The organism is Asticcacaulis sp. AC466 (assembly GCF_000495815.1).
Classification (GTDB): Bacteria; Pseudomonadota; Alphaproteobacteria; order Caulobacterales; family Caulobacteraceae; genus Asticcacaulis.
On sequence record NZ_AWGE01000008.1, the window covers coordinates 64014 to 89461 of the forward strand.

Consider the following 25448-nt stretch of genomic DNA (forward strand, 5'->3'; position numbering starts at 1 on the left):
CCGGTCCCGCCAGTAGGACTTTCCATGCGTATTCGATGACTTCTTACAGGCCTTGGGGGACAACCATGCCGAATGCGAACGATATTGCCTGGTTCAAGACGCAGTTCGAACCGACCCTGGCTGCGGCGCTCGCAGGGACGCCCTATACTGCGAATTTCCTCTGTGCCCTGGCGTGCCAGGAAACGGGCGAGGTCTGGCCAGTTCTGCGCAAAAAAGGGTTGGCCACGGATGAAATTGTTCGCCTCTGCGTTGGCGATACGCTGGACGATACCAAGGGACGCAGCGCCTTTCCGCGCAACCGGGCAGAACTGGAGGCGGCAAAGGATGGGTCGCGGATGTTTGGTATCGCCCGCCAGGCCTTGCTGGATATGTCGGCCTATATCGATGGCTACAAGGGCGCGGCCAGCAATCCGAACAAGTTCTGTCACGGCTTTGGCGTGTTTCAGTATGATTTGCAGTTTTTCAAAACCGATCCCGACTATTTCCTTGACCGCAGGTATGAGACGTTCGGCGCTAGCCTGGGCAAGTGCCTGCAGGAACTGGATCACGCGGTCGAAAAGCGTAACCTGCCGCGGACCGGTAAGCTGTCGGAAGCGGACCTGGCATCGGTGGCGATCGTCTATAACACCGGCCGGTATGACCCCAGAAAGGGCCTGAAGCAAGGCTATCGGAACGCGGCGGGGGTCTATTACGGCGAGGCGCTGGTTGCCTTTATGCGCTTGGCCGGCACTGTCTCCGTCGATGTCGTGACACCGCCGCGCCCTTCAACTGAACCGGCCATAGTTACGCCGCCGACCCCCGTTGCGGCGGCGGGCAAGCGGTACAGGGTCGATACCCAGTCGGACCCGCTGGTCCTGCGATCTGCGCCGGTCAAATCACCGCCGGGCAAAAAGACGAACCGCATCGGTCTGCTGCCTGACGGCACCATCGTCAGGGCGGTCGGGGATGCCCGCCAGAACGGCTATTTGCAGGTGCAGACCAGTCTGAACGGCGCCCTGCTGACGGGGTGGGCCTATGCCGACCTGCTGAAACCGGTCGTGGAAACAACGCCAATACCAGTTGTCGAGGCGGCTGAGCCTTCGGTCACGCCACTCTTGCCGGCCGTCTATATGCCGCGCAAGGCTGGTACGGTCACGAAACGGACGGACCCCGCCGGGGCCTATTCTCTGAATGAACCCGGGCAACCGGGCCGGACTGGCGATACACCGGACGCCTTGAAGACGTCGATCGCTCGCATCATAGCCTGGCTGGCGCCTGATCTTCCGGCCCACAAACGCTATCAGCCTACGGCCAGCAGCACCTTCTGTAATATCTACGCCCATGACTTCTGCTACCTAAACGGGGTCTATCTGCCGCGTGTGTGGTGGAGCCAGGCGGCCATTGTCCGGCTTCTCAAGGGAGAGACCGTGACGCCTGTTTACGGAACCTCAATCGACGAGATTCGCGCCAATGGCCTGTTTCGCTGGCTAAGGGACTTCGGCCCTGATTTCGGCTGGCGTCAGACCGGTACGGTGACGAAGTTGCAAGCGGAAGTGAACCAGGGCGCGATTGGATTAATCGTCGCCCGCCGGACCGAAGAGGGCAAATCTGGTCATATCGTCGCCGTCGTCCCGGAAACTGAAACCCACCGGGCCACGCGCAATGCGGCGGGTGAGGTAACCAACCCGCTGCAAAGTCAGGCCGGTACGGTGAACTTTTCCTATGGCACCGGACGCAAGGATTGGTGGCTGGGGGCGCAGTTTGCCGAACATGCCTTCTGGATACATGGCTGATCCAATAGGCATCTTATGGCTTTTTGATGCGCCCGCTTAACGGACCCTCGATATTTCTTACCTTTCCGCCCTTATGCTGCGGTGCAGGACATATAACTATTCAGGAGCCGGAACATGGATACCCTAGACACGGTCAAGACCGGCAAGACGCCGGAAGCGAATGAGGTAGAGCCCGGGGATATCGGCCTGGCTGCCGCGCTCCCCGAGTCGGGCGACGTTGCGGATATGGATGGCCCCGCAGATTACGAACAAGACGCGGAACAGGACGCTGCCTCAGTCGCACCTAAGCGGAATTGGTGGAAGATCGCGGGCATAGCTGCCGGTGGTCTGGCGGTTGTTGCGGCAGCGGGCGGCTATGTCTACTGGCGCGCGCAGCAAAACAAGCCGAAAACCCGTTTCGAGCGGTTCAAGGCGCAATTGGGACTTGATCGTCTGCCCAAGGCGCTCAGGCAAATTGATCTTGATGATCTCGACCGCCGCCGCCGCGAAGCGACACGCGTTGCCAGACAAACCGTTCACGCCGGCGCGAAACGCGTCGCTGAATTGACGCGTTGATTGGAGCCTATGATGAAAAAGACCGAAGACACCGCTGTAAACGCCATGCCGGAAGACGTTGTCGCCATTCCCCGTCCGGCGAATGAACTGGATGGCGGAGGTGAGGCATTCGCCCATTGGCCTAAGGAGAAGGCGTCGAAAGACAAGTCTGACAAAGCCGGGAAATAGCCAAGAGGCGTTGGCGCTGGCGTTTACAGCGCCGGATTCACCTTGAGCAAAACCGCGCCATGCGCGGGCAGGATTACGGTTCGCGAATCGGTGGGTTTGATGTCCTCAGCCTTCCAGACGTCGCGAACCGTTTTTGGCGTAAGGCCTATTGCGCCCCACGGTATTGTGACGGTCGCTTGACCTGCGCCGCGATTAAAGAGGCCGACCGCGATTGAACCGTCGGACAATTTTTTGGTCCAGATTTCCGTTGTGCCATCCTTGTGGACCGGCAGGCCTTGCGCCCCAAGGCGGTCCTGATCGATAGAGATAACCTCCGGGTTGGTCAGCAGGGCCAGGGTTTCCGGCGTCATGGTGCGGACGTCGTTGCCGAGCACCAAAGGGGCCGCCATGAGCGCCCATAACGACATGTGGGTGCGGTATTCATCCGTCGTCATGCCGCCATTACCGACTTCCAGCATGTCCGGATCGTTCCAGCCGTTCGGACCCGTGTGATTGGCGACGCCGTTCTTATCGAAACCGATCTTCGCCATGGTGTCGTAATTGTCTTCGATATCGCCGGTGGTGCGCCACAGGTGACCGCCGACCTGGCGACCCCACGCGCCCACATCGAAACGGCCGTACTGACACAGGCTGTAGACGATGTCGCGGCCGGTGGCGTTGAGGGCCTCGCCCATCTCCTGATAGGTGGCGTAGACGGTTTCGGGCGTATGATAGAAGGCTTCCCCGGAACACAGGTCGTATTTCAGATAGTCGACACCCCAGTCGGCGAAGGTTTGGGCATCCTGTTTGATATGGCCGTAAGAGCCTTCGTAACCGGCGCAGGTCTTTGGCCCCGGCGACGAATAGAGGCCTAGCTTCAGGCCGCGCGCATGGACGTAATCCGCCAGCGCCTTCATATCCGGAAAATGGGCATTCGGCTGCAACGCGCCGTTGGCGTCGCGCTGCCCCTGCCAGCCGTCGTCGATGTTGACGTAGATGTAGCCGGCGTCGCGCAGGCCGGAAGACACCAGGGCGTCGGCGATTTCGCGGATGGTCTTGTCATTGATATCGGTGGCGAACTTGTTCCAGGAACTCCAGCCCATGGGCGGAGTGGCGGCCAGGGGTTTCTGTGGGACAACCCGATGGTCGGGCAGGGTATGTGCCGGAAAGTCGAGCGCCTTGATTTCGGCGGCATCGCCCTTGTGCGCGGTCACGTCGAAGTCCTGATACCAGACCTTGCCGGTCATGCGCACCTTGTCGCCATCCGGCTTGACGATGATGTCGGTCATGGCGACGCGCGGATTGCCGTTATAGAGCTTGAAAACAAGGGCATCGCCGTCCTGTTTCAGATCGGTCAGCGGGAGGTCGCCGTACCATTTCGACGTGATCCGGCTATCGGCGCCATCGATGATCAACCGGGTAAAACCGGGAAATTCAGGCGAGCTGTCGAACACCCACGCGCCCTTTGGCGCATCGGCGAACGCAGAGGCCGTGGCCATAAGACCGGCAAGGACAGTGGTGATCATCAGACGGCGCATAGCAGGCTCCTTGGTTGACATAAAGTATATAGTATACATAAATGCCGCTCTGACAATGCAGGAGCGGCCCTATGCGAACGAAAATTGCAGCTACCGGTTTCATATTGGCGCTCACACTGGCTACCTCTTTGACCACTACGATTCCGGCGCAGGCGGCGCCGACGGTCGCGGACTATCAACAGGCGCTTGGGCTGCGCGATGCCTGGTCCGGTCTGACCGAAAATATTGCCGAGCCGGCCCAGTGGATCGAGGGCACGCATAGATTCGTTTACCGCAAGACCGTGCCCGGCGGTTTCCAGTTCGTGATGATGGACGCCGATACGAAGGCGAAAACCCCGGCCTTCGATCATGACCGCCTCGCCAAGGCGTTCACCGCGGCGGGCCTTGACGGTTCGGATGGTCTGCACCTGCCGTTCGTGCGCAATTTCAGCCGCATGGAGGTTATCGACGGCGGCAAGGCGCTCACCGCCTATATCGACGAGGTGTCGTGGACCTGCACCCTGACCGACTATGTCTGTACGCGCCAGCCGGACAATGACGGCCGCCAGCCGCGCGGCTTCGACGTGGTGCGTGACCTTAAAATTCCGGCGGCCAACAAGCCGGTGGCCTCGCCCGATGGCAAATGGGTCGCCTTCGTGCAGAATTTCAATATCGCGGTGCGTCCGGCATCGGGCGGTGACGTGGTCCTGCTCAGCAGCGATGGCTCAGAAGGCGAGTTTTACGACGCCGATTCGATCACATGGTCGCCGGATTCGCAAAAACTGGCCGCCTATCGTGTCCGTCCCGGATTCCGCCGCGAGGTCACGCGGGTGATTTCGTCGCCGAAGGATCAGGTTCAGCCGAAGGTCGATGTCCAGCTCTATCCGAAGCCGGGCGACGCGGTGGATATCGACCGGCCGGTTCTGTTCAACGTCGCAGCGCGAGCGCAGATCGCCGTGCCATACGATCTGTTTCCCAATCCCTATGTCATGTCATCCCTGACCTGGCGCGCGGATTCCAGCGCGGTGACCTTTGAGTACGACCAGCGCGGCCATCAGCTTTACCGCCTGATCGAAGCCGACGCCAAAACCGGTTCGGCGCGGGTCGTCGCCGAAGACAGCGCCAAGACCTTCGTCAATGTCGAGCGGCGCTACAGCCACGACGTCAAGGGGCGCGAACTGATCTGGATGTCGGAGCGCGACGGCTGGAACCATCTCTATCTGTACGACGTGAAAACGGGCCGGGTGAAAAACCAGATCACCAAGGGCCAATGGGTGGTTCGAAACGTGCTTAAGGTCGATGACGACAAGCGCCAGATCTGGTTCGCCGCCGGCGGCATGTATCCGGGCAAGGATCCGTATTTCCAGCATGTCTACCGCGTCGACTTTGACGGCAGCCACCTGACGCCGATCACCACGGTGGATGCCTATCACGACGTCAGTTTCTCCTCGGACATGGCCTATTATGTCGATACCTATTCGCGGATCGATCTGCCCAATGTGTCCGAACTGCACGCTGCCAACGGCACCCTGGTGACCGAGGTTGAGCATGGCGACATCACCAGGCTGCTGGCCGCCGGTTTCCAGCCGCCGGAGGTTTTTGTCGCCAAGGGCCGTGACGGCAAGACCGACATCTGGGGCGTTATCGTCCGTCCGCAGCATTTCGACCCGGCGAAAAAATACCCGGTCATCGAAAACATCTATGCCGGACCGCACAGCTCCTTTGTGCCCAAGACCTTCTGGCCGTTCGGCCCCCATTCCAGCGGCGATAAGGTGATCGGCATGCAGGCCATGGCCGATATGGGTTTCATTGTCGTGCAGATCGATGGCATGGGCACGATGAATCGGTCGAAGGCCTTCCATGACGTCGCCTGGAAAAACCTCGGCGACGCCGGCTTCCCCGACCGCATCCTCTGGCATCAGGCGGCCGCCGCGAAATATCCATGGTACGATATCAGGCAGGTCGGTATCTATGGCGGCTCCGCCGGCGGTCAGAACGCCTTGAGCGCTGTCGAATTTCATCCCGAATTCTACAAGGCCGCCGTCGCCTATGCCGGTTGCTTCGACAACCGCATGGACAAGATCGGCTGGAACGAAGAATGGATGGGCTGGCCGGTTGATGACAGCTATGCCAAGGCCTCCGGCGTCGATAATGCGTGGCGCCTGAAAGGCCATGTGCTGCTGATCGTCGGCGAACAGGATATGAATGTCGATCCGGCCTCGACGCTTCAGGTCGTCAATGCCCTGATCAAGTCGCGCAAGGAATTCGACCTGATCGTGGTGCCCAATGACGGCCACGGGGCGTTGCGCAACACGGGCGACGTGACCTATGGCCTGCGCCGCCAATATGACTTCTTCGTCCGTCACCTGCGCAAGGAAGCGACCCCTGAATGGAATGCCCAATGAACGAGCGGGGTAAGGCAAGCGCCGTCACCGCTGAAACCGGACAAGACAGCCTTTGAAAAAGCAGGTCGTGACGATTGGACGGTAAATCGTATAATTTATATTTGACGGAAGGGCATGGAGGTGTTTTACATTACTCAGTCAAATGCGCGACTTCTGGTGCGCCCTTGACGAGTCCGCGTAGCGGTTCCGGTTGTGGTGTCAGTGTTTCTCCGGGCTTGCGCCCAACCCGTTCCGCCTACGATGTCTTCCTCCCGATCCGGTGTTCGGATCACCCTAACCGACGCGACGCTTCACTCCCGTGGCGTCGCCTATGTCGGTGCCCAACTTGAAAGCGTCCGCTGCGAATTCTTCCCTGCGGCGGACGCTCTTTTGTCATTTTGAAGGTCTTGCCGATGCTGTTTCGCCCCGCTTCTGTTTCCCTGTTGGTTCTGGCTGCAACGCTGAGCCTCGGTGGTGTATGGAGTGGATCGGCTCAGTCAGAAGCCTTGGCGCAAACCCCGGCATCGACTCAGGGCGTTCACGCCTGGAACTCACCCGACGCGCAGATTGCCGTCTTTGAAACCCCCGATTTCCTGATCTCCCTGCAAGAGACGTCGCAGACCCTGGTGTCGCTGATGCCCAAGGCGGCTAAGGACGGGTTTGACTTCGCGCCGTCAAACCGCTTCACCCAGCGTCTCGGCGATGGCGCCTATCGCATCGGTGATCTCGACCTGCGCCTGCGGGCTGTCGGCGCGACCGACTGGCAGGATTATTCGACCGCGTTCAAGCGTAGGCCGGTCACGCCGCTCAAGGTCAAGGGCGCATTGGCGTCCGCCGACCTCACGCCCTCGCTTGGTGCGGGCTTTCCGCTGAAGGTGACGCGCACCTGGGCGGTGGCGGATGGCAAGCTGGTTCTGCGCTACACGATTTCAAATCCGGGCAAGACGGCGATCGAAATCGGCGGTCTGGGCCTGCCTATGGTTTTTGACAATATCATCACCGGACGGCACCTGGACGACGCCCACGAAACCGCGTCCTTCTATGACCCCTATGTCGGCCGTGACGCGGGCTACCTCCAGGTCACGCGCCTCAATGGCGCCGGCCCGGCCCTGCTGGTCCTGCCGGAAAAGAACACGCCGTTCGAGTTGTACAAGCCGATCCTCAATGAACGCAACGCCGACAAATCGCTGAAGATCTATAGCGACCCCGAACAACGCAACATGACGTTCGAAGGCTTCTACGACTGGATGGTGGCATCGAAGGGCTTTGCCGATACCGACTGGAAGGGTGTCGAGCAATGGAATGAGACCGCCTCCCTGGTGCTGAAGGCCGGTGAGAGCCGCACCATCGGTGTCCGCTTCGTGCTGTCGCCGTCGATCCGTGACATCGAGCCGACCCTGATCCAGCATGGCCGCCCCGTCGCGGTTGGCCTGCCGGGCTATGTCGTACCGACCGACATGGACGCCTCTCTGTTCATCCATTCCGCTTCGGCGGTCAAATCGGCCACGGTTTACCCCGAAGGCGCGCTGGAACTCAGCGCGGCCGAAAAGGCCAAGTCAGGCTGGGTGCGATACGCGGTAAAGGGAAAGACCGCCGGTCGCGCCCGCCTGGCCCTGACCTATGCCGACGGTACGGTGCAGACCGTCCATTATCTGGTCACCAAGCCGGAGCAGCAGGTGGTGGCCGATATGGGCCATTTCCTGACCACCCGCCAATGGTATGACGTCCCGAACGACCCGTTCCACCGCAGCCCGTCCATCATGGGCTACGATCGCGACAAGAATGAAATCATCACCCAGGACAACCGCGTCTGGGTGGCGGGCCTGAGCGACGAGGGCGGCGCCGGATCGTGGCTGGCCACCATCATGAAGCAGCTCGACAACCCCGTGCCGGCGGAAGTGGCGAAGTTCGAAACCTTTGCCGATACGACCCTATGGGGGCAAATCCAGACGCCTGACGGCAACGATAAGTACGGCGTGCGCAAGAGCGTCATGTTCTACGATCCAACCCTGCCGGAAGGGACCTACGATCCGAAGCTGAACTGGAAGGTATGGTCGGCCTGGGACCGCGAAGGGGCTGCCGACCTCGGCCGCTCCTATAACTATCCCCACGTCGCCGCGGCCTGGTGGACGCTCTACCGGCTCGGGCGCTATCACAGCGGCCTGACCCAGAAGGAAAGCTGGCAGACCTACCTGACGCGCGCCGCCGAGACGACCAAGGCGATGATGACCAAGGCACCTTACTACACCCAGTTCGGCCAGATGGAAGGCGATGTCTTTGTCTACATCCTCCAGGATCTGAAGCGCGAGGGCTTTACGGCCGAGGCGACCGAAATCGAAGCGATGATGAAGGGGCGTGCCGATCACTGGAAGACCCTGAAATATCCGTTCGGTTCCGAAATGCCGTGGGATTCGACCGGTCAGGCCGAAGTCTATATGTGGTCGCGCTATTTTGGTGATGAAAAAGCCGCCGACACCACCCGCGAAGTCATCCTCGCCTACGATCCGACGATCCCGCACTGGGGCTATAATGGTTCGGCCCGCCGGTTCTGGGACTTCCTCTATGCTGGCAAGCAGTCGCGTATCGAGCGTCAGTTGCATCATTACGGTTCGTCGCTGAACGCCGTGCCGCTGTTCGATGCCTACCGCGCCAATCCGAAGGATTATCAGCTCCTGCGCGCGGCCTATGGCGGCCTGATGGGGGCGCTGACCAATATCGATAGCGAAGGCTTCGGGGCCGCCGCCTTCCATTCCTTCCCCGACGCCATGCACTGGGACGGGATGAATGGCGATTATGGCATGAGCTTCTTCGGCCACGCCGTGTCATCGGCCTCGTATCTTGTCGATCATCCAACCTTCGGCTGGACTGGATTCGGCGGCAATGTCAGCCAGTCCGGCGGCGTCATCACGCTGACGCCCCGCGACAGCGCTCGCACGCGTGTCTTCATCGCGCCGGCGGGCCTGTGGGTGACGCTCGACGCAGGCAAGATCGCCGCCGTGAGCTACGATCGCATGACGGGCAAGGTGGTGCTGAGCTTCGAGCCCGCGGACACCTATACGCCGGAAGCCTGGGTCAACGTCACGACCACGACGGCGGACGGTAAGCCCTATGCGGCATCGGCCCCGGTTCAGCGGGGCGCCTACGTTGTCAAATTGGGTGCAAATGAAACCACCCTTGAGTTGCTGCCGAAAGCAAATTAACACTTGTCAGGCCACGGTCCATATCGGATCGTGGCCAATATAATTTTTAGGGACTGAGTATGGGACTGTTTGGACCACTAAAGCCGCTTCACCGGGCGGAAGAAGACGGCAAGGCGCTGGCCAAGACCTTGAGTTGGCCGCACCTGATGGCCCTGGGCATAGGCGGGATTATCGGCACAGGTATCTATACCCTGACCGGGGTCGGCGCGGGTCTGGCCGGTCCGGGCGTCATATTGTCGTTCGCGATCTGCGGGCTGGTCTGCGCCTGCGCGGCCCTGGCCTATACCGAAATGGCGACGCTTATCCCCACGGCGGGGTCGGCCTATACCTATACCTATTCCGCCATCGGTGAGATTGCCGGTTGGGTCGTCGGCTGGGCGCTTATCCTCGAATACTCCCTGGCCTGTTCCAGCGTGGCCGTCGGTTGGTCCGCCCACCTGGTCGGCTGGCTGGAAGAAGGGGTCGGCCTGCATTTGCCCGCCTTCCTGCTCAACGGGCCGCACGCGGGCGGGCTGGTCAATCTGCCGGCGGTTCTCGTGTCTTTGGCCGTCATGGGCCTTTTGCTGATCGGTGCGCGCGAAAGTGCCACGATCAACATCATCCTCGTCATCATCAAGATTGTTGCGCTCGGCGCCTTCATCTTCCTCGGCCTGCCGGCCATTCAAGCCGGCAATTACGATCCGTTCGCGCCCTATGGCTTTATCGGCCAACAAATGGGCGGTGAAAAGGTCGGCATCATGGCAGCGGCGGCGATCGTCTTCTTCGCCTTTTTCGGCTTTGACGCCGTGTCGACTTCGGCGGAGGAGGCCAAGAACCCGGCGCGCGACCTGACGGTCGGCATCATCGGCTCGATGGTTGTTTCGACGATCATCTACATGCTGGTGGCCGGTGTCGCCGTGGGCGTGGCCCCGTTCCGCGAAATCGCCGACAGCGCCGAGCCGCTGCCGCACATCCTGCGCAGCATCGGCTACCCATTGGTCGCCAGCCTCGTCGGCATGGCCGCCATTGTCGCCCTGCCGTCGGTCATTCTGGTCATGATGTATGGCCAGAGCCGTATCTTCTTCGTCATGGCGCGCGACGGCCTGCTGCCCGCCTTTGTCGCCAAGGTCAATTCCAAGGGCTCGCCGGCCCTGATCACGCTGCTGACCGGTATCTTTGTCGCCATCTTTGCCGGTTTCGTGCCGTTGAAGGAAATCGCGGCCCTGTCCAATGCGGGCACCCTGATTGCCTTCATCGCCGTGGCGCTATCCATGATCATCCTGCGCCATAAGATGCCGCACGCCGTGCGGACCTTCAAGACGCCGCTGTACTGGCTCGTCGGGCTGGTGGCCATCGGTGGCTGCGGCTTCATCTTCTATAGCCTGCCGATCCAGAGCCAGCTATTCACCCTGATCTGGATGTGTATTGGCCTTGGCGTCTACTTCTCGTACGGGTTCTGGCATAGCCGCCTGCGCAAGGAAGAGACAAGCTCCGCCGAATAAATGAAAGCCCCGGAGACGATCCGGGGCTTTTTTCATGGCTGTTTTACGGGTTGTTTTAGGGCTGGCTGTATTCGGTAATGAGGTCCTGGAAGGTGGCATTGATATGCCGGTGGACCAGTTCGATGACTTCGTCCGCCCGTCCGTTGGCCCAGTGGTCGTAGATGATCTCATGCTCCTGATGGGCCTGGTCCTCGCTGCCGGCAGGAATGAGATATTCGCCGACATTGCGTTCGGAAATCAGATGCAGACGCTCGATGAAGCGCACCGTTACGGGTTTGCGCACCGGATGGATGAGCGAGAGGTGGAAGAGGCGGTTATACCGGCCGATTTCCGCCTTGTTGGTCTCCGCCGCATGTTGAAGGTCGTCGAGCGCGGCCCGCGCCTGACGGCGGTCGGCTTCAGTTGTCCGGGTTGCCGCCAGGCCGACAGCCTGTGGCTCCATGCTCAGGCGCAGGGTGTAGACATCTTCGGCTTCTTCGAGGGTCAGGGGCGGAACAAAAAAGCCGCGATTGGCTTCGAGCACAATCAAGCCCTCGTTTTCGAGGCGAATGAGCGCCTCGCGAATGGGAATCTTGCTGACGCCCAGTTCGGCGGCCAGCGCATCCTGACGAATCGCGTCGCGAGGGGTCAGAGAGCCAGACACCAGCCGGTCGCGAAGAATGTTGTAAATTTGCTCGGAAAGCGACTGAACGTGAATTCCCATGGGACACCTGGCTATCTTGTGATCCCGGCGCGTTACATCCCTGTTTTCGTTCCGCCGGTTGGCCCGGCTGTTGAGTCAATTATACCCCCGGAATGCATCTTTTTTGCGACGCGCCGGACAGGAAAGGAAAGCTGCGGCTTCTATAGTAAGCCGTGTTTAGGCATGCGCCTTTTCGGTTTCGAACTGCTTGCGCAGGTCTTCGAGGGTCATGGCGATGTGCTGGTGCATCAAGGCCGCCACCTCGGTGGCCTTGCCCCCCGACCATAGTTCGAGTAGCGCCATGTGTTCGTTATGGGCGCGGTCGTCCCGGCCAGCCGGTTCGAGATGTTTTCCGACGTAGCGTTCGGAAATGATGTTCAGCCGTTCGACGATCTGGATGGTAACCTGGCGGTTGAGCGGTCGGACCAGCGACATATGGAAGGCGCGGTTGAGGCGGCCGACCTGCGTTTTGTCGGTATTGGCGGCGGTATCTAGCGCGTCGAGCGCGGCCTTGGCTTTGCGCTTATCGGCATCGGTCGCGACTTTTGCGGCTTCTGCGACCGCGTCAGGCTCGATCTTCAGGCGCAGGGCATAGACCTCTTCGACCTCTGTGGCATTGAGCGGCCGCACGAAGAACCCCCGATTGGCCTGAGACAGCAGCAGGCCATCCTGTTCCAGGCGGGCCAAGGCTTCGCGCAGAGGAATTTTGCTGACCCCGAGCTCTGCGGCCAGCGCGTCCTGTCGAATGGCAACATCGGCGGGAATCTTGCCCGAGATGATACGGTCGCGCACGAGCGAGAAAATTTGTTCGGATAGGGTCTGAACCACTAGGGTCATGAAGGTCGTCCGCTCTGGATCGGGGAGTCTGTCGAATCCCCGCTGTCATTTTTATATAGTATACCAGTATCTAGACACTCATTTCATTCTGTGACAAGGGACCAGTACTGGTTGCAACTGTAAAAATCACACATTTTGTGACAAGCGTCGCGTTTTCACCGTTTCCGTGTGATGTGCTGAGTTAAAGCACTTGAAATCCTTGCCAAAAGCGGTCTTCGCGGTCAATCCAGATATTATTGAAACCGGTGGAGATGGCTGAGCCTTCTATCGACGGGATGATCGCCTTCTGATCGCCAAGCATGACCTCGTCTTCGACGCGGCCGATGAACTGGCTACAGATATAGCTTTCGTGAACGAAACGGTCGCCCTTTTTCAGCTTGCCCTGGGCGTGCAGATGGGCCAGGCGCGCTGACGTGCCGGTGCCGCAGGGCGACCGGTCAATGGCGCGTTCGCCGTAGAAGACAGCGTTGCGCCCATCGGCGTCCGGCGATTTCGGTTTATCGGCCCACAGGACGTGGCTGACGCCGCGGATGGTGGAATCCACCGGATGGACGGGCTCATAGACGTCGCGGACCAGCTGGCGGATCGTGCGGCTCAGTTCGATGATGCGGGCGGCGCCCAGGTCGTCGAGGCCGGTATAGGCGCCTTGCGGTTCAATGATGGCGTAGTAGTTGCCGCCGTAGGAGACGTCGAGGGTGAGGGGGCCAAAGCCCGGCACGTCGATCTCGATGCCGGTCTTGGCCAGATAGGCCGGAACATTTGTGATGCGGACCGACGTCACCTTGTTGCCTTCCGAAGCATAGGCAATGTCGATGATGCCGGCGGGGACTTCCAGCTTGAGCCGGCCGGGCGTGCGAGGCGTTACCAGGCCGTTTTCAAGGGCGAAGGTCACCATGCCGATGGTGCCGTGTCCGCACATGGGCAGGCAGCCCGAGGTTTCGATGAACAAGATGCCGGCATCCGTGTCTTCGCGCGCCGGCGGATAGAGGAAGCCGCCGGACATCATGTCGTGGCCGCGCGGCTCGAAGCACAGACCCGTGCGTATCCAGTCGAAGCGTTCCAGGAAGTCCTGACGCCGTTCCGACATATTGGCGCCTTTCAAAAGCGGTGCACCGCCCGCGACAAGGCGGACCGGATTGCCGGCCGTGTGGCCGTCGATGCAGAAGAAGGTGTGGCGCATGGGAAGACTCCGGGACGAAGACAGGCGGTCCGCGTTACACGAACCGCCTGTCTCAGGCAATAATAGCTAGGCAGGCACTAAGGCATGCCAGTTAATACAGGCTTGGCTTAGGCGGCTTTGGTGATCTTCAGGCTGGGGCGTGTCGCCGCTGCCTTTTCGACCATCGCGGTCACTTCGGCGCGGCGCGCGCCGGTCAGCGGCATGCGCGGCATGCGCACGCGTTCTGACCCGCGGCCCATGATCTGTTCGGCCAGCTTGATCGACTGGACGAGATCGTGTTCGGCATCGAGGTGGAGCAGCGGCAGGAACCAGCGGTAGATTTCGCGGGCCGTGTCGATATCGCCGGCCTTCAGAGCCTTGACCAGCATGACGGATTCATGCGGGAAGGCCGAGGTCAGGCCGGAAACCCAACCCTGGGCGCCCAACAACAGACCTTCGAAGGCCACGTCGTCGAGACCGGCGAATACCGTGTAACGGTCGCCGAACGCATTGTACATGTCGGTGAACCGGCGGGTGTCGGCGGTCGATTCCTTCACGGCGACGATGTTCTTCACCGGACGCAGGGCTTCAAGCGCTTCGTTGGTGATGGCGACGCGGTAGGCGGTCGGATTGTTGTACAGCATGATCGGCAGCGACGTGGCGTTGGCGACCTGCGTGAAGTGTTCGACCAACTCAGCCGTCTTAGGCACATAGACCATGGCCGGCAGCAGCATCAGGCCGTCGGCGCCGAGCGCTTCGGCATCCTTAACCCAGGCGATGGCCAGCGTCGTCGTCAGTTCGGACACGCCGGTGACGACCGGGACGCGCTTGTTGACGACTTCGACAATGGCTTTCAACAAAACACGCTTTTCGTCAGCGGTCAGGGAGTTGTTCTCGCCGCAGGTCCCCATCGCGATAATTCCGGTGACGCCGTCATTGATCAGGTCGTCCACGACACGTTGCGTGTCCGCGACATTGATCGAAAAATCTTCATTAAATTGCGTCGTTACGGCCGGAAACACGCCCTGCCAATCGATTTTCATCTATATACTCCTGGAGCTTGCGTAAGAACATATACCGTATACTATATGCGATGGTGTATTGCAACAAGGATGATGAACGGCCATGAATGCCTCCTCTCAGACTCTTATTATCGGCGGTGGTGTCATCGGTTGGAACATTGCCCTGGCGCTTCAGGCGGCGGGGCATGAGGTTCGCCTATGCGATGACGGTAACCGCGTTACCTCTGCATCCTATGGCAATGCGGGCCACATTGCTACAGAGCAGGTTGATCCCCTGGCGTCCATGGCCGTGGTGCGGTCGGCGTGGAAGCGCTGGTTTGTCCGCGGTGGGGCGCTTTCCCTGCCACCGCAAGGGTTTGGCGCCTGGATGCCGTTTTCATTGCGGCTGCTCCGGGCGGCGCAACCGGCAAGGTTCACGCGTGGAAAAGCGGCGCTGAGTGGCCTGTTGACCCAGGCCATGCCGGCGTGGCGGCGGCGCGTAGCGGATATAGACGCGCCGGACCTGCTGCGCGAAGACGGCCATTTCGTCGTGTGGGAAAGCGCGGAAAGCGCGGCACGGGGGCTGCGGTCCTGGTCATCCGCCGATACGGGCACGGCCAGCCTGAGGCCGGTGACCGAGGACGAAATGTCACAGTTATCGGCCCTGACTAAGCGCAAAATCCACGGTGCAATTCGATTCAACGGTACCGCCCAGATCAGTGACACCCGTCGTATGCTGGAAACGCTGGAAAACCGATTCGTTGCGCGCGGCGGGGCGATTGTTGCCGCCCGGGCGGTGGCGCTTGTGCCGGGCGGCGTGCGTCTGTCGGACGGGACCGTGGCGATGGCGGATAACGTCATCGTCGCCGCAGGCATCGGATCGAAGCCGCTGCTAGAACAGGCGGGGCTCAAGGTGCCGATGATCGCCGAACGCGGCTACCATATCCAAAGCGCCGACCACGGCTGGCCGTCCGGCTTTCCGCCGGTGGTGTTTGAGGACCGCTCGATGATCGTCACCGGTTTCGAACGCGGGCTGCGCGCCGCCAGCTTTGTCGAGTTCAACCGGCCGGATGCCGCCCCGGACCCGCGCAAATGGGCGCGCCTGCGTCACCACGTCGGCGAACTGGGATTGCCGTTCACGGGGGCGGGTGATGAATGGATCGGTATTCGTCCGACCCTGCCGGACTATCTGCCGGCCATAGGCAAGGCTTCGAACGGACTCTATTATGCCTTCGGCCATCAGCATCTGGGCCTGACCCTCGGGGCGGTGACGGGCGAAATCGTCGCCGCCATGATACAATCGGGCCAGGGCCCGCAAGACTTCGACCTCAAACGTTTTCAGTAAGGACACCCCATGATCGGTTCTTCCACCCCCGCCGCCGAACTGGCCAAATTGTCACCCTATGCCAAGCTGGCGCCTGCGATCACGGTTGCCGAGCGTCTGGCGCGGATCGAAAAGGCGCGCAAGCTGACGCGCGACATGGGCGCGGACGCCTTGCTGGTCGGAGCAGGCGCCAGCCTCAACTATTTCGCCGGCGTGCCGTGGGGCGCGTCGGAGCGCCTGGTCGCCATGCTGTTGCCGGTATCGGGCGATCCGGTGATGATCTGTCCGTTTTTCGAGCAGGGATCGTTTGAAGCCGATCTGAAAATCAGCGCCGACCTGCGCCTGTGGCAGGAGCACGAAAGTCCGCACGCCCTGATCCGGCAGGCCATGGACGGTTTAGGCGCGTCGGTCATCGCCGTCGATCCGGCCATGTCGTTCGAAATGGTCAGCCGTTTGGGCCGAGAAACTGGTCTGGATATCCGTGAGGCGTCATCGGTGATCAATGGCTGCCGGATGTACAAGTCGGCGGCGGAAATCGCGCTGATGCAGCAGGCCAAGGACATGACCCTGCTGGTCCATCAGGCGACCGCGCGGATGCTGCATGAAGGGATCACCACAACAGAAGTGAAGAACTTCATCGAGGCCGCCCACCGCGGGCTGGGCGCCGCCGGAAATTCGTTCGTCATCGTCCAGTTCGGCCACGCCACTGCCTATCCGCACGGCCTGCCCGGTGAACAGGCACTGGCGGATGGCGATCTGGTGCTGGTCGATACCGGCTGCTACGTCCAGGGCTATACCTCCGACATTACCCGCACCTACAGCTTCGGCCAGCCGACTGCCCACCAAAGACGTATCTGGGACATTGAAAAGGAAGCGCAGGCCGCCGCCTTTGCGCGGGTCGAAGTGGGCTTGCCGTGCGAAGCGGTCGATTATGCGGCGCGCGAGATCCTGCAAAAGCATGGTCTAGGGCCGGATTACAATCTGCCTGGCACGCCCCATCGCACCGGCCACGGCATCGGCCTAAGCATTCACGAGCCGGCCTATCTGGTGCGGGGTGACACGACGCCGCTGGCGCCCGGCATGTGTTTCTCAAACGAGCCGATGATCGTCGTGCCCGAACAGTTCGGCGTGCGTCTCGAAGACCATATGTATGTGACGGAAAGCGGCGCGAAATGGTTCACCGAACCACAGGAAGCCATAGACCGGGTATAGAGTCTACTCCGTGTAAACTTAGAGCCTTCGTCGGCTCAGTTGAGCCGCCTCATGGCTCTCATTTTTTGTAACGCCTCATGTTTTTCCGAAAAGTGGGGTCCACTTTTCGGCATGAGGCTCTAGGCTAGGCTGCCAGCTTTACGCAGTTTCTGCCGGCTTGTTTGGCCTTGTAGAGCGCGGTATCTGCCGCCTCGATCAAGGCCTGCGTGGTGCGGGGGGTATCTTCCAGCATAGCCAATCCGGCGGATATGGTCACATTAGGCAGTCCGACGCCTTCATGACTGAACGTTAGTTGCGAGATCGCTTCCCGTAATTGGTCTATCCGCGCCAGGGCATCTTTACTTTGGGTTTCAGTCATCAGAACCATGAATTCTTCTCCGCCAAAACGGAAAACCCAATCGGTCTCTCTCAGGTGGGTTTGGGCAAATTTTGCAACGGCAATCAGGGTAGTGTCACCGGCCAAATGGCCATGCAGGTCATTGAATTTCTTAAAATGATCGATATCGAACATGACCAGGCCCAGCGGGCGGTTATGCCTCAGAGCTTTGCTGATCTCTTTTTCGGCCACAATATCCAGATAGCGACGATTAAACAGGCCTGTAAGAGGATCGCGTATCGATTGTTCGTTCAAGCTGTCGCGCAGGCGGATATTGGCGATCGTAAGGCCAATTTGATGACTGACCATTTCCGCAAAGCGCATCAGGTCAGGACTGCTCGCCTGAACCGCTTGCGTATTTTGGTAGACCAGACTGAGTAAGCCTAAGGTCTCGCCGTGGGCAATCAACGGCAGGCACAGAGTTTCATTGGCACCGTTACAGGAGTCCAGATGTCTGCAGATGGGGGTCGGCGAATTTTCGTGATGCACATGAGCCTGGCCCAATCTTAAGCCCCAGCACTGCTGTGGAGTAAGATAGGGGGTGAATTCGATATCGCCCCAGGTCACCAGCGTATCCAGTTGGTTGCGTGACGGCGCAAAAGTATGAAGCGCGCCGGCGCTCCCGTCAAACAGGCGTCCAAGCAGGGGCGCCGCAACCTCCGTCAGTTCCGCAAAGGAATTGCAGCTCTGCAGATAATTGCTGGCTTTATTAAGTCTTGAGACCTCATTACGTTCGCGGGTCAGGTCGGCCATGCTCTGATCGAGGTCTTTGGCATAGGTGGCCAGTTGCTCAGAGGTTCTTTGCTGTTTACGTAGTTCGCGCCGTGGAAGTACAAACAAAAGAATCCCGACGACAACGGCCTCAAGAATGAAAAGTGTAAATGATACGGTCGCCTGTTTTAGGGCGCTGGCATATTCATTTTCGAGATATGTGGTCTGACCCTGCTCTGCGGAAATTACCCCCGCTACAAGCGCTTTACGCTTTTCCATAAACTGGCGGCTTGTGGACTTTTGGATAAGGTCAATAGCGGCCGCTTTTTTGCCCGAAGTGGCAAGCGTCATAGCCTCGTCAATCTCAGTCAGTCGGCTTTCAAGCACGCTGGTGACCTGATCAATTTGTTTGCTCGTGGCCGTCTTGGCCTGAGTAACCGTCCGGATATCTGATATATTGTCGTATGCGTCGTGCCGTGCGCTTTGATATTGAGCCGCATCCATGGGATCGCCGGTCATTATGTAGCGCTGCTGGATGTTTTCAACCAGAACAGTGTGGGAAATTGCCGCGAAAATCTTCTCGCGCACTAGGGTTGATTGCCTCAATCCATTGGCGGCATGATGCAACTGGCGCATACTGTTGCTGAGTACCGCAATATTGGTGGCAGTGCCTACAAAAATTGCTACAATAATGCCTACGTTGAGTAAGTGTTTGGTGTCAATTTTTCTCAAAATGGTCTCAGGTAAGCTTAACAATGTGGGTAAATGAACCCAATTGATGTAGCGTGCCATATTTAGGTAAATATTTCATCTGTTGCATGGTTTTATCAATAGCTTAAGCCCAGGCCAGAAAGAGGTAAGGGGTTTCTATAGAGCTCGTCCCGATCTATTTGGATCAAGCCCGAGCTCTAAGTTTATGATTAATCCGCTATAATAGGCGCTTCCGTTTTGCCCGTCATAGGTCCCCTTGCCGCCGTCGGCGATGAAGCGGTCGCTAGCTGCTCTTACTCAGCAGGTCCCGATCCGACGACCTGGCCGCTCGGTTCTGAGCTGAGCCAACGATAGGTCACGCCACCGAAAACGCCGCCAGCAATCGGGGCGAGCCAGAAAAGCCAAAGTTGGTGTAAGGCCCAACCGCCGGCAAACACGGCCACGCCCGTGCTGCGCGCGGGATTGACCGAGGTGTTCGTCACATCGATGCTGATCAGGTGGATGAGAGTCAGTCCGAGCCCGATGGCCAGAGGGGCAAAACCGGCCGGGGCCTTGCCATGGGTGGCGCCCATGATAATGAACAGGAACAGAGCGGTCAGGACGAACTCGGCCACAAGGCAGGCCAGCAGCGAATAGTGGCCCGGCGAGTGGTCGCCATATCCGTTCGACGCAAAACCACCGGCAAGGTCAAAACCGGCTTTACCGCTGGCGATGACATAGAGGACGGCGCCGCCAATCAGGCCGCCGACGACCTGGGCGGCCACGTAAGGAAGGATCTGGTTGGCGGGGAAGCGGCCGCCGGCGGCCAGTCCTATTGTGACCGCCGGGTTAAGGTGGCACCCTGAAATATGTCCGATGGCATAGGCCATGGTGACAACGGTTAGACCGAAGGCAAGAGACACGCCCAAATAGCCGATGCCAATGTTTGGCAAGCCTGCGGCGATGACTGCACTGCCGCAGCCTCCGAACGTTAGCCAGAATGTCCCGATCGCTTCGGCTGTGTATTTCTTCATGGTCATTGACAAACCCCTGTTGAAAAGATGCGGCCCCCAATGGCTGCAGCCCAGGCGTCTATATATCCCGCACACAACTGAAGGCGCAATGATAGGTTAAAGGGGCGGTCGCCTCGCTGTGATATGGTCTTCTCTGACTGGGGTCAGGAATAGCAGTCGTCCTTGACCTTGCCGCCGGCATCGAGGTCGATATGCGTGCTATTCATACGGGCGGGGTGCATATAGTAGACGTCGGCCGGAATGCGATGATCCCAGCGATAGACCTCTGACAGGAGAGCGAAGAACTCCGGGTCGCGCGCCTTGAAATCATCCGCGTTCACGATGGTGATGGCGTCGGTGATGTAGGCCTTGTTGGAATTGAACCAGAACTGCGTGCCCTCGGCCCAATATTCCTCGACATTGAGCGCCATGTAGGCGCCGGCCCACAGGCCCTTTTCCTTCGAATGGGCGAATGCGGTTTCGACACGCGCCGCCAGGGCCGGGTCGGCGGTGCGGATGGCGCCAAATATGCTGTGCGAAAATTCGTGGACCAGAATGTTTTCGCCGTAATAGCGCGTCTTCGGCACCCCCAGGATGTTTTCTGCTGCACCCGTGGTGTAGATACCGCCCATGCCGCGCGCCCGCTGGGCCCAGTAGTCGCGGTCGCTTTGCAAGCCGATGGTTTTCGCGTAGTCGCGCACGTCGCATTTCGACAGGCGCGGGTCGTCTATGGCCGGCTTTTTCCAATCGCTCTGTTCGGGCAGATCGGTCGTGGTTTCGTCTATCGCCATTATGCCGACACGCGCGCCTTCGCGGATCAGCTGGTTTCGGATATCGGGTCGTTCGGACAGCATATAGAGCACGATGTCGCGCGCCACCAATATGCCCGCGTCCGGCACACTGCGCGAGCCGACGATCGGGATGCCGCCGGCATCGGCGTATTTCTGGTAAAACGGACTGAGCCCCAGCCATGATGGTGGCGGGGTGATCATCCGCGCATCGAACGCCTGGATTTCCGCCCCCGCCATGGCGGCCCGATCCGCCTCATTGGCGGTTGCCGGCGTCACGCAGACGAGGGCTGCGGCCAGGGTGGCAATGGCAGCCCCGTAAAATCCGTTATTCCTCGTCGGCATAGGGTCCTTTACCGCCATCGGCGATGAAACGGTCGATACGTGCCTCGAGCACGGGCAGGGGCACGGACCCCAGTTCAAGCACGGCGTCGTGGAATTGGCGAATGTCGAACTTTTCGCCCAACGCCGCTTCGGCCTTGTGACGGGCCTTCCAGATGGCCATTTCGCCGAGATAATAGCTGAGCGCCTGACCAGGCCAGGCGATATAGCGGTCAACCTCGGTTGTGACTTCGTGCTTCGACAAGGCAGTGTTTTCGAGAAGGTAGTTTTGCGCCTGTTCGCGCGTCCAACCCTTGGCGTGGATACCGGTATCGACGACGAGACGGCAGGCGCGCCACATCTGATAGCTCAGCATGCCATAGCGTTCATAGGGGGTGTGGTACATGCCCATTTCGACGCCCAGGCGTTCCGAATATAGGGCCCAGCCTTCGCCATAGGCCGAGATATAGGTGTATTGGCGGAACGGCGGCAGCGATTTGTTTTCAGACGCCAGGGGCATCTGCCAGGCATGGCCCGGCGCGGATTCATGCAAGGTGAGGGCGGCCAGTGAATAGAGCGGGCGGGCAGGCAGGTTATAGGTGTTGACCCAGTATCCGCCCGGGCCACCGCGTCCACCCGTGTAGAAGGGCGCCAGTTCCGGCGCGACAGGGATGATGGCGAAGCGCGACCGCGGCATACGACCGAAATATTGCGCGGCCTTGCCATCGAACTCCTTGGCGGTCCAGGCAGCGCGGTCGAGCAGGTCCTGCGGCTTGGTGACATAGAATTGCGGGTCGGTGCGCAGGAAGTTATTGAAAGCGGGCAGGTCGCCCTTGAAGCCGACCTCTTGCTTGATGGCCATCATTTCGGCCTTGATCTTGGCCACTTCGTCCAGGCCGATCTGATGAATCTGTTCCGGCGTCATATCGACAGTAGCGTATTCGTGCACCTGGGCCTGGTAGAAGGCCTTGCCGTCGGGCAGGTCATAGGCGGCGATGGATTTGGCGGCGCCGGGGATATATTCGTCGCGGATGAATTTCAGCAGGTCGCGGTGAGCGGGTAAAACCTTGCTGGTGATGGCCTCGGCGGCCAGCTTGCGCAGTTCGGCCTGCTTGGCGGCCGGAATCGTGACGGGCATGTCCTTGAACGGCTGGTAATAGATATTATCCTCTACCGACTTTGCGTCGAGCACGCTGGTGATCGTGGCGTCACGGCCCTGCAACGAAATCTGCGGCAGGGTGAAGCCACGTTTCAGGCCGGCACGCATATTGTCGCTATTATCCTTGAAATAGCGCGGCATGTCGTTGAGTTGGCTGATATAGTTGCGGTAATCCGCTTCGGTGCGAAACGTGCCGCGCGCCATTCCGGCCAGATCGCCCCAGAATGAGGTGTCGCCGCTTAACGGGCGCTCATAGATCTTATAGACCTGACTCTTGATCAGGGTTTCGATCTGGAAACGATAGACCTGATAATTTTCGGCCTCGCGCGGCGACAGGGCCTTGACATCGACACCGTCCAGTTGCTTCAGCACGTCGCGCCAATAGGCCAGTTTGGCATCCTGCGCTTTTTTGGAAACATCGGGCAGGTGGGCGGCCACGTCACCTGACGGTGTATCTTCGTTGGCGGCCTCGGTCTTCTGGCGCCAGTCCCATTCCGTCTTATATATGCTTTGAAACTTCGCATCGGTCGCCGGGTCGGCAAAGGCCGGGGCGACTAGGACGGACGAGGTCAACACCGAGGTTGTGACGAGCAGGAAAGCGGTGGCGCGCAGAAGCTTTTTCATCGGATTTGACCTTGTCTGGGGAGTTGCACATATATTGTATACAGTATAATCATTTTGCGACAATCCCCGGATTTATGAAAAACGAGGCCATTATGACCCGCTTGAATGCCACTATCGATCGTCGTTTCCTGCTGCGTGGCGCTGCTGCCGGCACCCTTTTGAGCGCTGTGGGCGGTGTCGCCTTCGCGGCCACGCCACCGAAGGGGCCAATTGTCGCCGAGGCCGTTCCGATGCAGGACGTGCGCCTGACGCCGTCGCCTTTCCTTGATGCTATCGAGGCCAATACCAAATATCTCATGTTCCTGTCGCCGGACCGCTTCCTGCACAATTATCACAAGTTCGCAGGCTTGCCGGTCAAGGGCGAAATCTACGGCGGCTGGGAATCCGACACCATCGCGGGCGAAGGGCTGGGCCATTACCTCAGCGCCCTGTCCTTGATGTACGCACAGACGGGTAACCCGGAGTGCAAGCGTCGTGTCGACTATATTGTCGATGAGCTGGCCAAGGTGCAGGCGGCGCAGGGCGACGGCTATACCGGCGCCATCATGCGCAAGCGCAAGGACGGCAGCCTGGTTGATGGCAAGGAGATTTTCCCTGAGGTCATGGCGGGTGATATCCGTTCGGCGGGATTTGATCTCAATGGCGCGTGGTCGCCGCTCTATAGCCTGCATAAGCTGTTCGCCGGCCTGCTCGATGCCGACAAATACTGCGGTAACAAGAAGGCCATCGCCGTCGCGGAAGGCTTCGGCGGCTATATTGAGAAGGTCTTCGCCGCACTTGACCCCGAACAGACGCAAAAGCTGCTCAATTGCGAATATGGCGGCCTCAACGAGTCGTTTGCGGAGCTGTACACGCGCACACACAATCCACGCTGGCTGGCGCTTTCAATGCGCATCTATGATACGCGCATGCTGACTCCGTTGGCCGAAGGCCGCGACGTGCTGGCCAACAACCATGCCAATACCCAGGTGCCGAAACTGGTCGGTCTGGCCCGCATCTATGAAATCAATCGCGAGGAAGGCTATGGCCACGCCGCCTCCTTCTTCTGGCAACGCGTGACCCAGCATCACAGCTTTGCCATCGGCGGCAATGCCGACCGCGAATACTTCTTCGAGCCGGACACCATTGCGCAGCATATCACCGAACAAACCTGCGAAAGCTGCAATACCTACAATATGCTCAAGCTGACGCGCCACCTGTACAGCTGGTCGCCTCAGGCCTCCTATTTCGATTACTATGAGCGTGCGCACCTCAACCATATCCTGGCGCACCAGAATCCGAAGACCGGCATGTTCACCTACATGATGCCGCTGATGTCGGGGACGGCGCGCGAATATTCGTCGCCGGACAACGACTTCTGGTGCTGCGTCCTGTCGGGCATCGAAAGCCATTCCAAGCACGGCGACAGCATTTACTGGCAGCAGGGCGATACGTTGTTCGTCAACCTGTATATTCCGTCGAAGATGACCTGGGCAGCGCAAAAGGCGTCGTTCGAGTTGACGACGCGCTATCCGTACGAAGGGCAGGTGACGTTGAAGCTGGGCCAATTGTCGGGCGCGAAGACCTTCACGGTTGCCTTGCGTATCCCGGCCTGGGCCAAGACATCGACCATCCGTGTTAATGGCAAGCCGGGCCTGGCGACCTCGGCCAATGGCTACGCCCTTGTTCGTCGTAAGTGGCGGGCCGGCGATGAGGTCACGCTTGACCTGCCGCTCGACCTGCGTTTCGAACACGCCGCCGGTGACGAAAAGGTTGTTGCGCTGATGCGTGGGCCGCTGGTTATGGCGGCCGATCTCGGCGCGGCCGATGACAAGTGGGAAGGCGATGCACCGGCCCTGGTCGGGGCCGATCTGCTGGGCGCCATCACGCCGGTGTCGGCGGAGCAGGCGGTTTACCGCAGCAATGGTATTGGCCGCCCGGGCGACATGACGTTCAAACCCTTCTACGCCCAGTATGAGCGCCGCAACGCCGTTTATTTCAGCAAATATACCGATGCCGAATGGGCCGACGCCCAGGTGACCTACCGTGCCGAGCAGACGCGCCTGAAGGACGAAGCCGCGCGATCGGTCGATGTCATGCACCTCGGGGAAATGCAGCCCGAACGCGACCATAACCTGCAATCGGAAATTTCCTATCCCGTCGTCTATCGTGGTCGTCAAGGCCGGGACGCCCGGACACGCGGCTTCTTCTCGTTCGACATGAAGACCCAGCGCGACGGCAAGGAGATGGGGCCGCTTATATTGCAGGCGACCTATTGGGGATCGGAAAACAACCGGGTGTTCGACATATTGGTGGATGGCGTGGCCATCGCGCATGAACGCCTGACCGGCCGTCAACCCGGCGCGTGGATCGATGTCAACTATCCGATCCCGGTGGAACTGACCAAGGGCAAGGCGAAGATCACCATCAAGTTCGACCCGAAGGAAGGCAAGACCGCCGGTCCGGTCTTCGGCGTGAAGTTGTTCACCGCCACGGCGGCCGGAACGACCACTTAG

18 protein-coding genes are annotated in these 25448 nt (G+C 59.8%); 9 read left to right on the plus strand and 9 right to left on the minus strand.

The features are described 5' to 3' along the window. Positions 1-65: 65 nt before the first annotated feature. The 3 genes from AEAC466_RS32390 to AEAC466_RS44435 all read left to right on the plus strand — a co-directional run bounded on the left by AEAC466_RS32390 (position 66) and on the right by AEAC466_RS44435 (position 2495). A complete protein-coding gene (locus AEAC466_RS32390; protein ID WP_023457978.1) occupies positions 66-1772 on the plus strand; it encodes a hypothetical protein in 1707 nt (568 codons plus the stop codon). A 114-nt stretch (positions 1773-1886) separates the two neighbouring features. Then, entirely contained in the window at positions 1887-2327 is a 441-nt protein-coding gene (locus AEAC466_RS32395) for a hypothetical protein (protein WP_023457979.1), read from the plus strand. A 9-nt stretch (positions 2328-2336) separates the two neighbouring features. Next, positions 2337-2495 carry a hypothetical protein gene (locus AEAC466_RS44435; protein ID WP_023457980.1) on the plus strand — a complete coding sequence of 53 codons (159 nt, stop codon included), beginning with the start codon at positions 2337-2339 and terminating at the stop codon, positions 2493-2495. 23 nt (positions 2496-2518) lie between these two features. On the opposite strand, the gene AEAC466_RS32400 is transcribed toward AEAC466_RS44435, so the two are convergent. Next, positions 2519-4012: a glycoside hydrolase family 27 protein gene (locus AEAC466_RS32400; protein WP_023457981.1), complete on the minus strand. Its 1494-nt coding sequence runs from the start codon at positions 4010-4012 to the stop codon at positions 2519-2521. 71 nt (positions 4013-4083) lie between these two features. On the opposite strand from AEAC466_RS32400, the gene AEAC466_RS32405 reads away from it, so the two are divergent. The 3 genes from AEAC466_RS32405 (at position 4084) to AEAC466_RS32415 (ending at position 11056) form a co-directional block, all read left to right on the plus strand. Then, entirely contained in the window at positions 4084-6396 is a 2313-nt protein-coding gene (locus AEAC466_RS32405) for a S9 family peptidase (RefSeq protein ID WP_023457982.1), read from the plus strand. Positions 6397-6788: 392 nt separating this feature from the next. Beyond that, complete coding sequence (locus AEAC466_RS32410; protein WP_023457983.1) at positions 6789-9575, plus strand: DUF5695 domain-containing protein; 2787 nt, start codon at positions 6789-6791, stop codon at positions 9573-9575. A 59-nt stretch (positions 9576-9634) separates the two neighbouring features. Then, entirely contained in the window at positions 9635-11056 is a 1422-nt protein-coding gene (locus tag AEAC466_RS32415; protein WP_023457984.1) for an amino acid permease, read from the plus strand. Between the two features lie 55 nt (positions 11057-11111). Here the strand turns inward: AEAC466_RS32415 and AEAC466_RS32420 are convergent, their stop codons facing one another. The 4 genes from AEAC466_RS32420 to AEAC466_RS32435 form a co-directional block, all read right to left on the minus strand. Beyond that, a complete protein-coding gene (locus tag AEAC466_RS32420; RefSeq protein ID WP_023457985.1) occupies positions 11112-11759 on the minus strand; it encodes a GntR family transcriptional regulator in 648 nt (215 codons plus the stop codon). 156 nt (positions 11760-11915) lie between these two features. Continuing rightward, entirely contained in the window at positions 11916-12575 is a 660-nt protein-coding gene (locus tag AEAC466_RS32425; RefSeq protein WP_023457986.1) for a GntR family transcriptional regulator, read from the minus strand. Positions 12576-12756: 181 nt separating this feature from the next. Continuing rightward, positions 12757-13755, minus strand: coding sequence for a 4-hydroxyproline epimerase (locus AEAC466_RS32430; RefSeq protein WP_023457987.1), 999 nt, complete (start codon positions 13753-13755; stop codon positions 12757-12759). 107 nt (positions 13756-13862) lie between these two features. Further along, positions 13863-14777, minus strand: coding sequence for a dihydrodipicolinate synthase family protein (locus AEAC466_RS32435; protein ID WP_023457988.1), 915 nt, complete (start codon positions 14775-14777; stop codon positions 13863-13865). 82 nt (positions 14778-14859) lie between these two features. On the opposite strand from AEAC466_RS32435, the gene AEAC466_RS32440 reads away from it, so the two are divergent. After that, positions 14860-16080: an NAD(P)/FAD-dependent oxidoreductase gene (locus AEAC466_RS32440; RefSeq protein WP_023457989.1), complete on the plus strand. Its 1221-nt coding sequence runs from the start codon at positions 14860-14862 to the stop codon at positions 16078-16080. A 9-nt stretch (positions 16081-16089) separates the two neighbouring features. Further along, on the plus strand, positions 16090-17271 hold the full coding sequence (locus AEAC466_RS32445) for a M24 family metallopeptidase (RefSeq protein WP_023457990.1): 1182 nt from the start codon (positions 16090-16092) through the stop codon (positions 17269-17271). A 124-nt stretch (positions 17272-17395) separates the two neighbouring features. On the opposite strand, the gene AEAC466_RS32450 is transcribed toward AEAC466_RS32445, so the two are convergent. The 4 genes from AEAC466_RS32450 to AEAC466_RS32465 form a co-directional block, all read right to left on the minus strand. After that, positions 17396-19150 (minus strand): diguanylate cyclase, encoded by a 1755-nt coding sequence (locus AEAC466_RS32450; protein ID WP_081714603.1) that lies wholly within the window; start codon positions 19148-19150, stop codon positions 17396-17398. 212 nt (positions 19151-19362) lie between these two features. After that, positions 19363-20088 carry an aquaporin Z gene (aqpZ, locus tag AEAC466_RS32455; RefSeq protein WP_023457992.1) on the minus strand — a complete coding sequence of 242 codons (726 nt, stop codon included), beginning with the start codon at positions 20086-20088 and terminating at the stop codon, positions 19363-19365. 137 nt (positions 20089-20225) lie between these two features. Then, positions 20226-21194, minus strand: a complete 969-nt coding sequence (locus AEAC466_RS32460) for a hypothetical protein (RefSeq protein ID WP_023457993.1) — start codon at positions 21192-21194, stop codon at positions 20226-20228. After that, positions 21178-22953, minus strand: coding sequence for a DUF885 domain-containing protein (locus AEAC466_RS32465; protein WP_023457994.1), 1776 nt, complete (start codon positions 22951-22953; stop codon positions 21178-21180). The genes AEAC466_RS32460 and AEAC466_RS32465 overlap by 17 nt, the downstream gene beginning before the upstream one ends. A gap of 92 nt (positions 22954-23045) precedes the next feature. Here AEAC466_RS32465 and AEAC466_RS32470 point away from each other — a divergent pair, with 92 nt between their 5' ends. After that, positions 23046-25448 (plus strand): glycoside hydrolase family 127 protein, encoded by a 2403-nt coding sequence (locus AEAC466_RS32470; protein ID WP_031238640.1) that lies wholly within the window; start codon positions 23046-23048, stop codon positions 25446-25448.

Bases quoted from the DNA above. Each gene is read 5' to 3' on its own strand.
- AEAC466_RS32465 (WP_023457994.1), bottom strand. From the start codon at position 22,953: ATGAAAAAGCTTCTGCGCGCCACCGCTTTCCTGCTCGTCACAACCTCG.
- AEAC466_RS32390 (WP_023457978.1), top strand. From the start codon at position 66: ATGCCGAATGCGAACGATATTGCCTGGTTCAAGACGCAGTTCGAACCG.
- AEAC466_RS32450 (WP_081714603.1), bottom strand. From the start codon at position 19,150: ATGGCACGCTACATCAATTGGGTTCATTTACCCACATTGTTAAGCTTA.
- AEAC466_RS32405 (WP_023457982.1), top strand. From the start codon at position 4,084: ATGCGAACGAAAATTGCAGCTACCGGTTTCATATTGGCGCTCACACTG.
- AEAC466_RS32400 (WP_023457981.1), bottom strand. From the start codon at position 4,012: ATGCGCCGTCTGATGATCACCACTGTCCTTGCCGGTCTTATGGCCACG.
- AEAC466_RS32430 (WP_023457987.1), bottom strand. From the start codon at position 13,755: ATGCGCCACACCTTCTTCTGCATCGACGGCCACACGGCCGGCAATCCG.
- AEAC466_RS32395 (WP_023457979.1), top strand. From the start codon at position 1,887: ATGGATACCCTAGACACGGTCAAGACCGGCAAGACGCCGGAAGCGAAT.
- AEAC466_RS32415 (WP_023457984.1), top strand. From the start codon at position 9,635: ATGGGACTGTTTGGACCACTAAAGCCGCTTCACCGGGCGGAAGAAGAC.
- AEAC466_RS32445 (WP_023457990.1), top strand. From the start codon at position 16,090: ATGATCGGTTCTTCCACCCCCGCCGCCGAACTGGCCAAATTGTCACCC.
- AEAC466_RS32410 (WP_023457983.1), top strand. From the start codon at position 6,789: ATGCTGTTTCGCCCCGCTTCTGTTTCCCTGTTGGTTCTGGCTGCAACG.
- AEAC466_RS32435 (WP_023457988.1), bottom strand. From the start codon at position 14,777: ATGAAAATCGATTGGCAGGGCGTGTTTCCGGCCGTAACGACGCAATTT.
- AEAC466_RS32440 (WP_023457989.1), top strand. From the start codon at position 14,860: ATGAATGCCTCCTCTCAGACTCTTATTATCGGCGGTGGTGTCATCGGT.
- AEAC466_RS32460 (WP_023457993.1), bottom strand. From the start codon at position 21,194: ATGCCGACGAGGAATAACGGATTTTACGGGGCTGCCATTGCCACCCTG.
- AEAC466_RS32470 (WP_031238640.1), top strand. From the start codon at position 23,046: ATGACCCGCTTGAATGCCACTATCGATCGTCGTTTCCTGCTGCGTGGC.
- AEAC466_RS32420 (WP_023457985.1), bottom strand. From the start codon at position 11,759: ATGGGAATTCACGTTCAGTCGCTTTCCGAGCAAATTTACAACATTCTT.
- AEAC466_RS32425 (WP_023457986.1), bottom strand. From the start codon at position 12,575: ATGACCCTAGTGGTTCAGACCCTATCCGAACAAATTTTCTCGCTCGTG.
- AEAC466_RS44435 (WP_023457980.1), top strand. From the start codon at position 2,337: ATGATGAAAAAGACCGAAGACACCGCTGTAAACGCCATGCCGGAAGAC.
- aqpZ (WP_023457992.1), bottom strand. From the start codon at position 20,088: ATGACCATGAAGAAATACACAGCCGAAGCGATCGGGACATTCTGGCTA.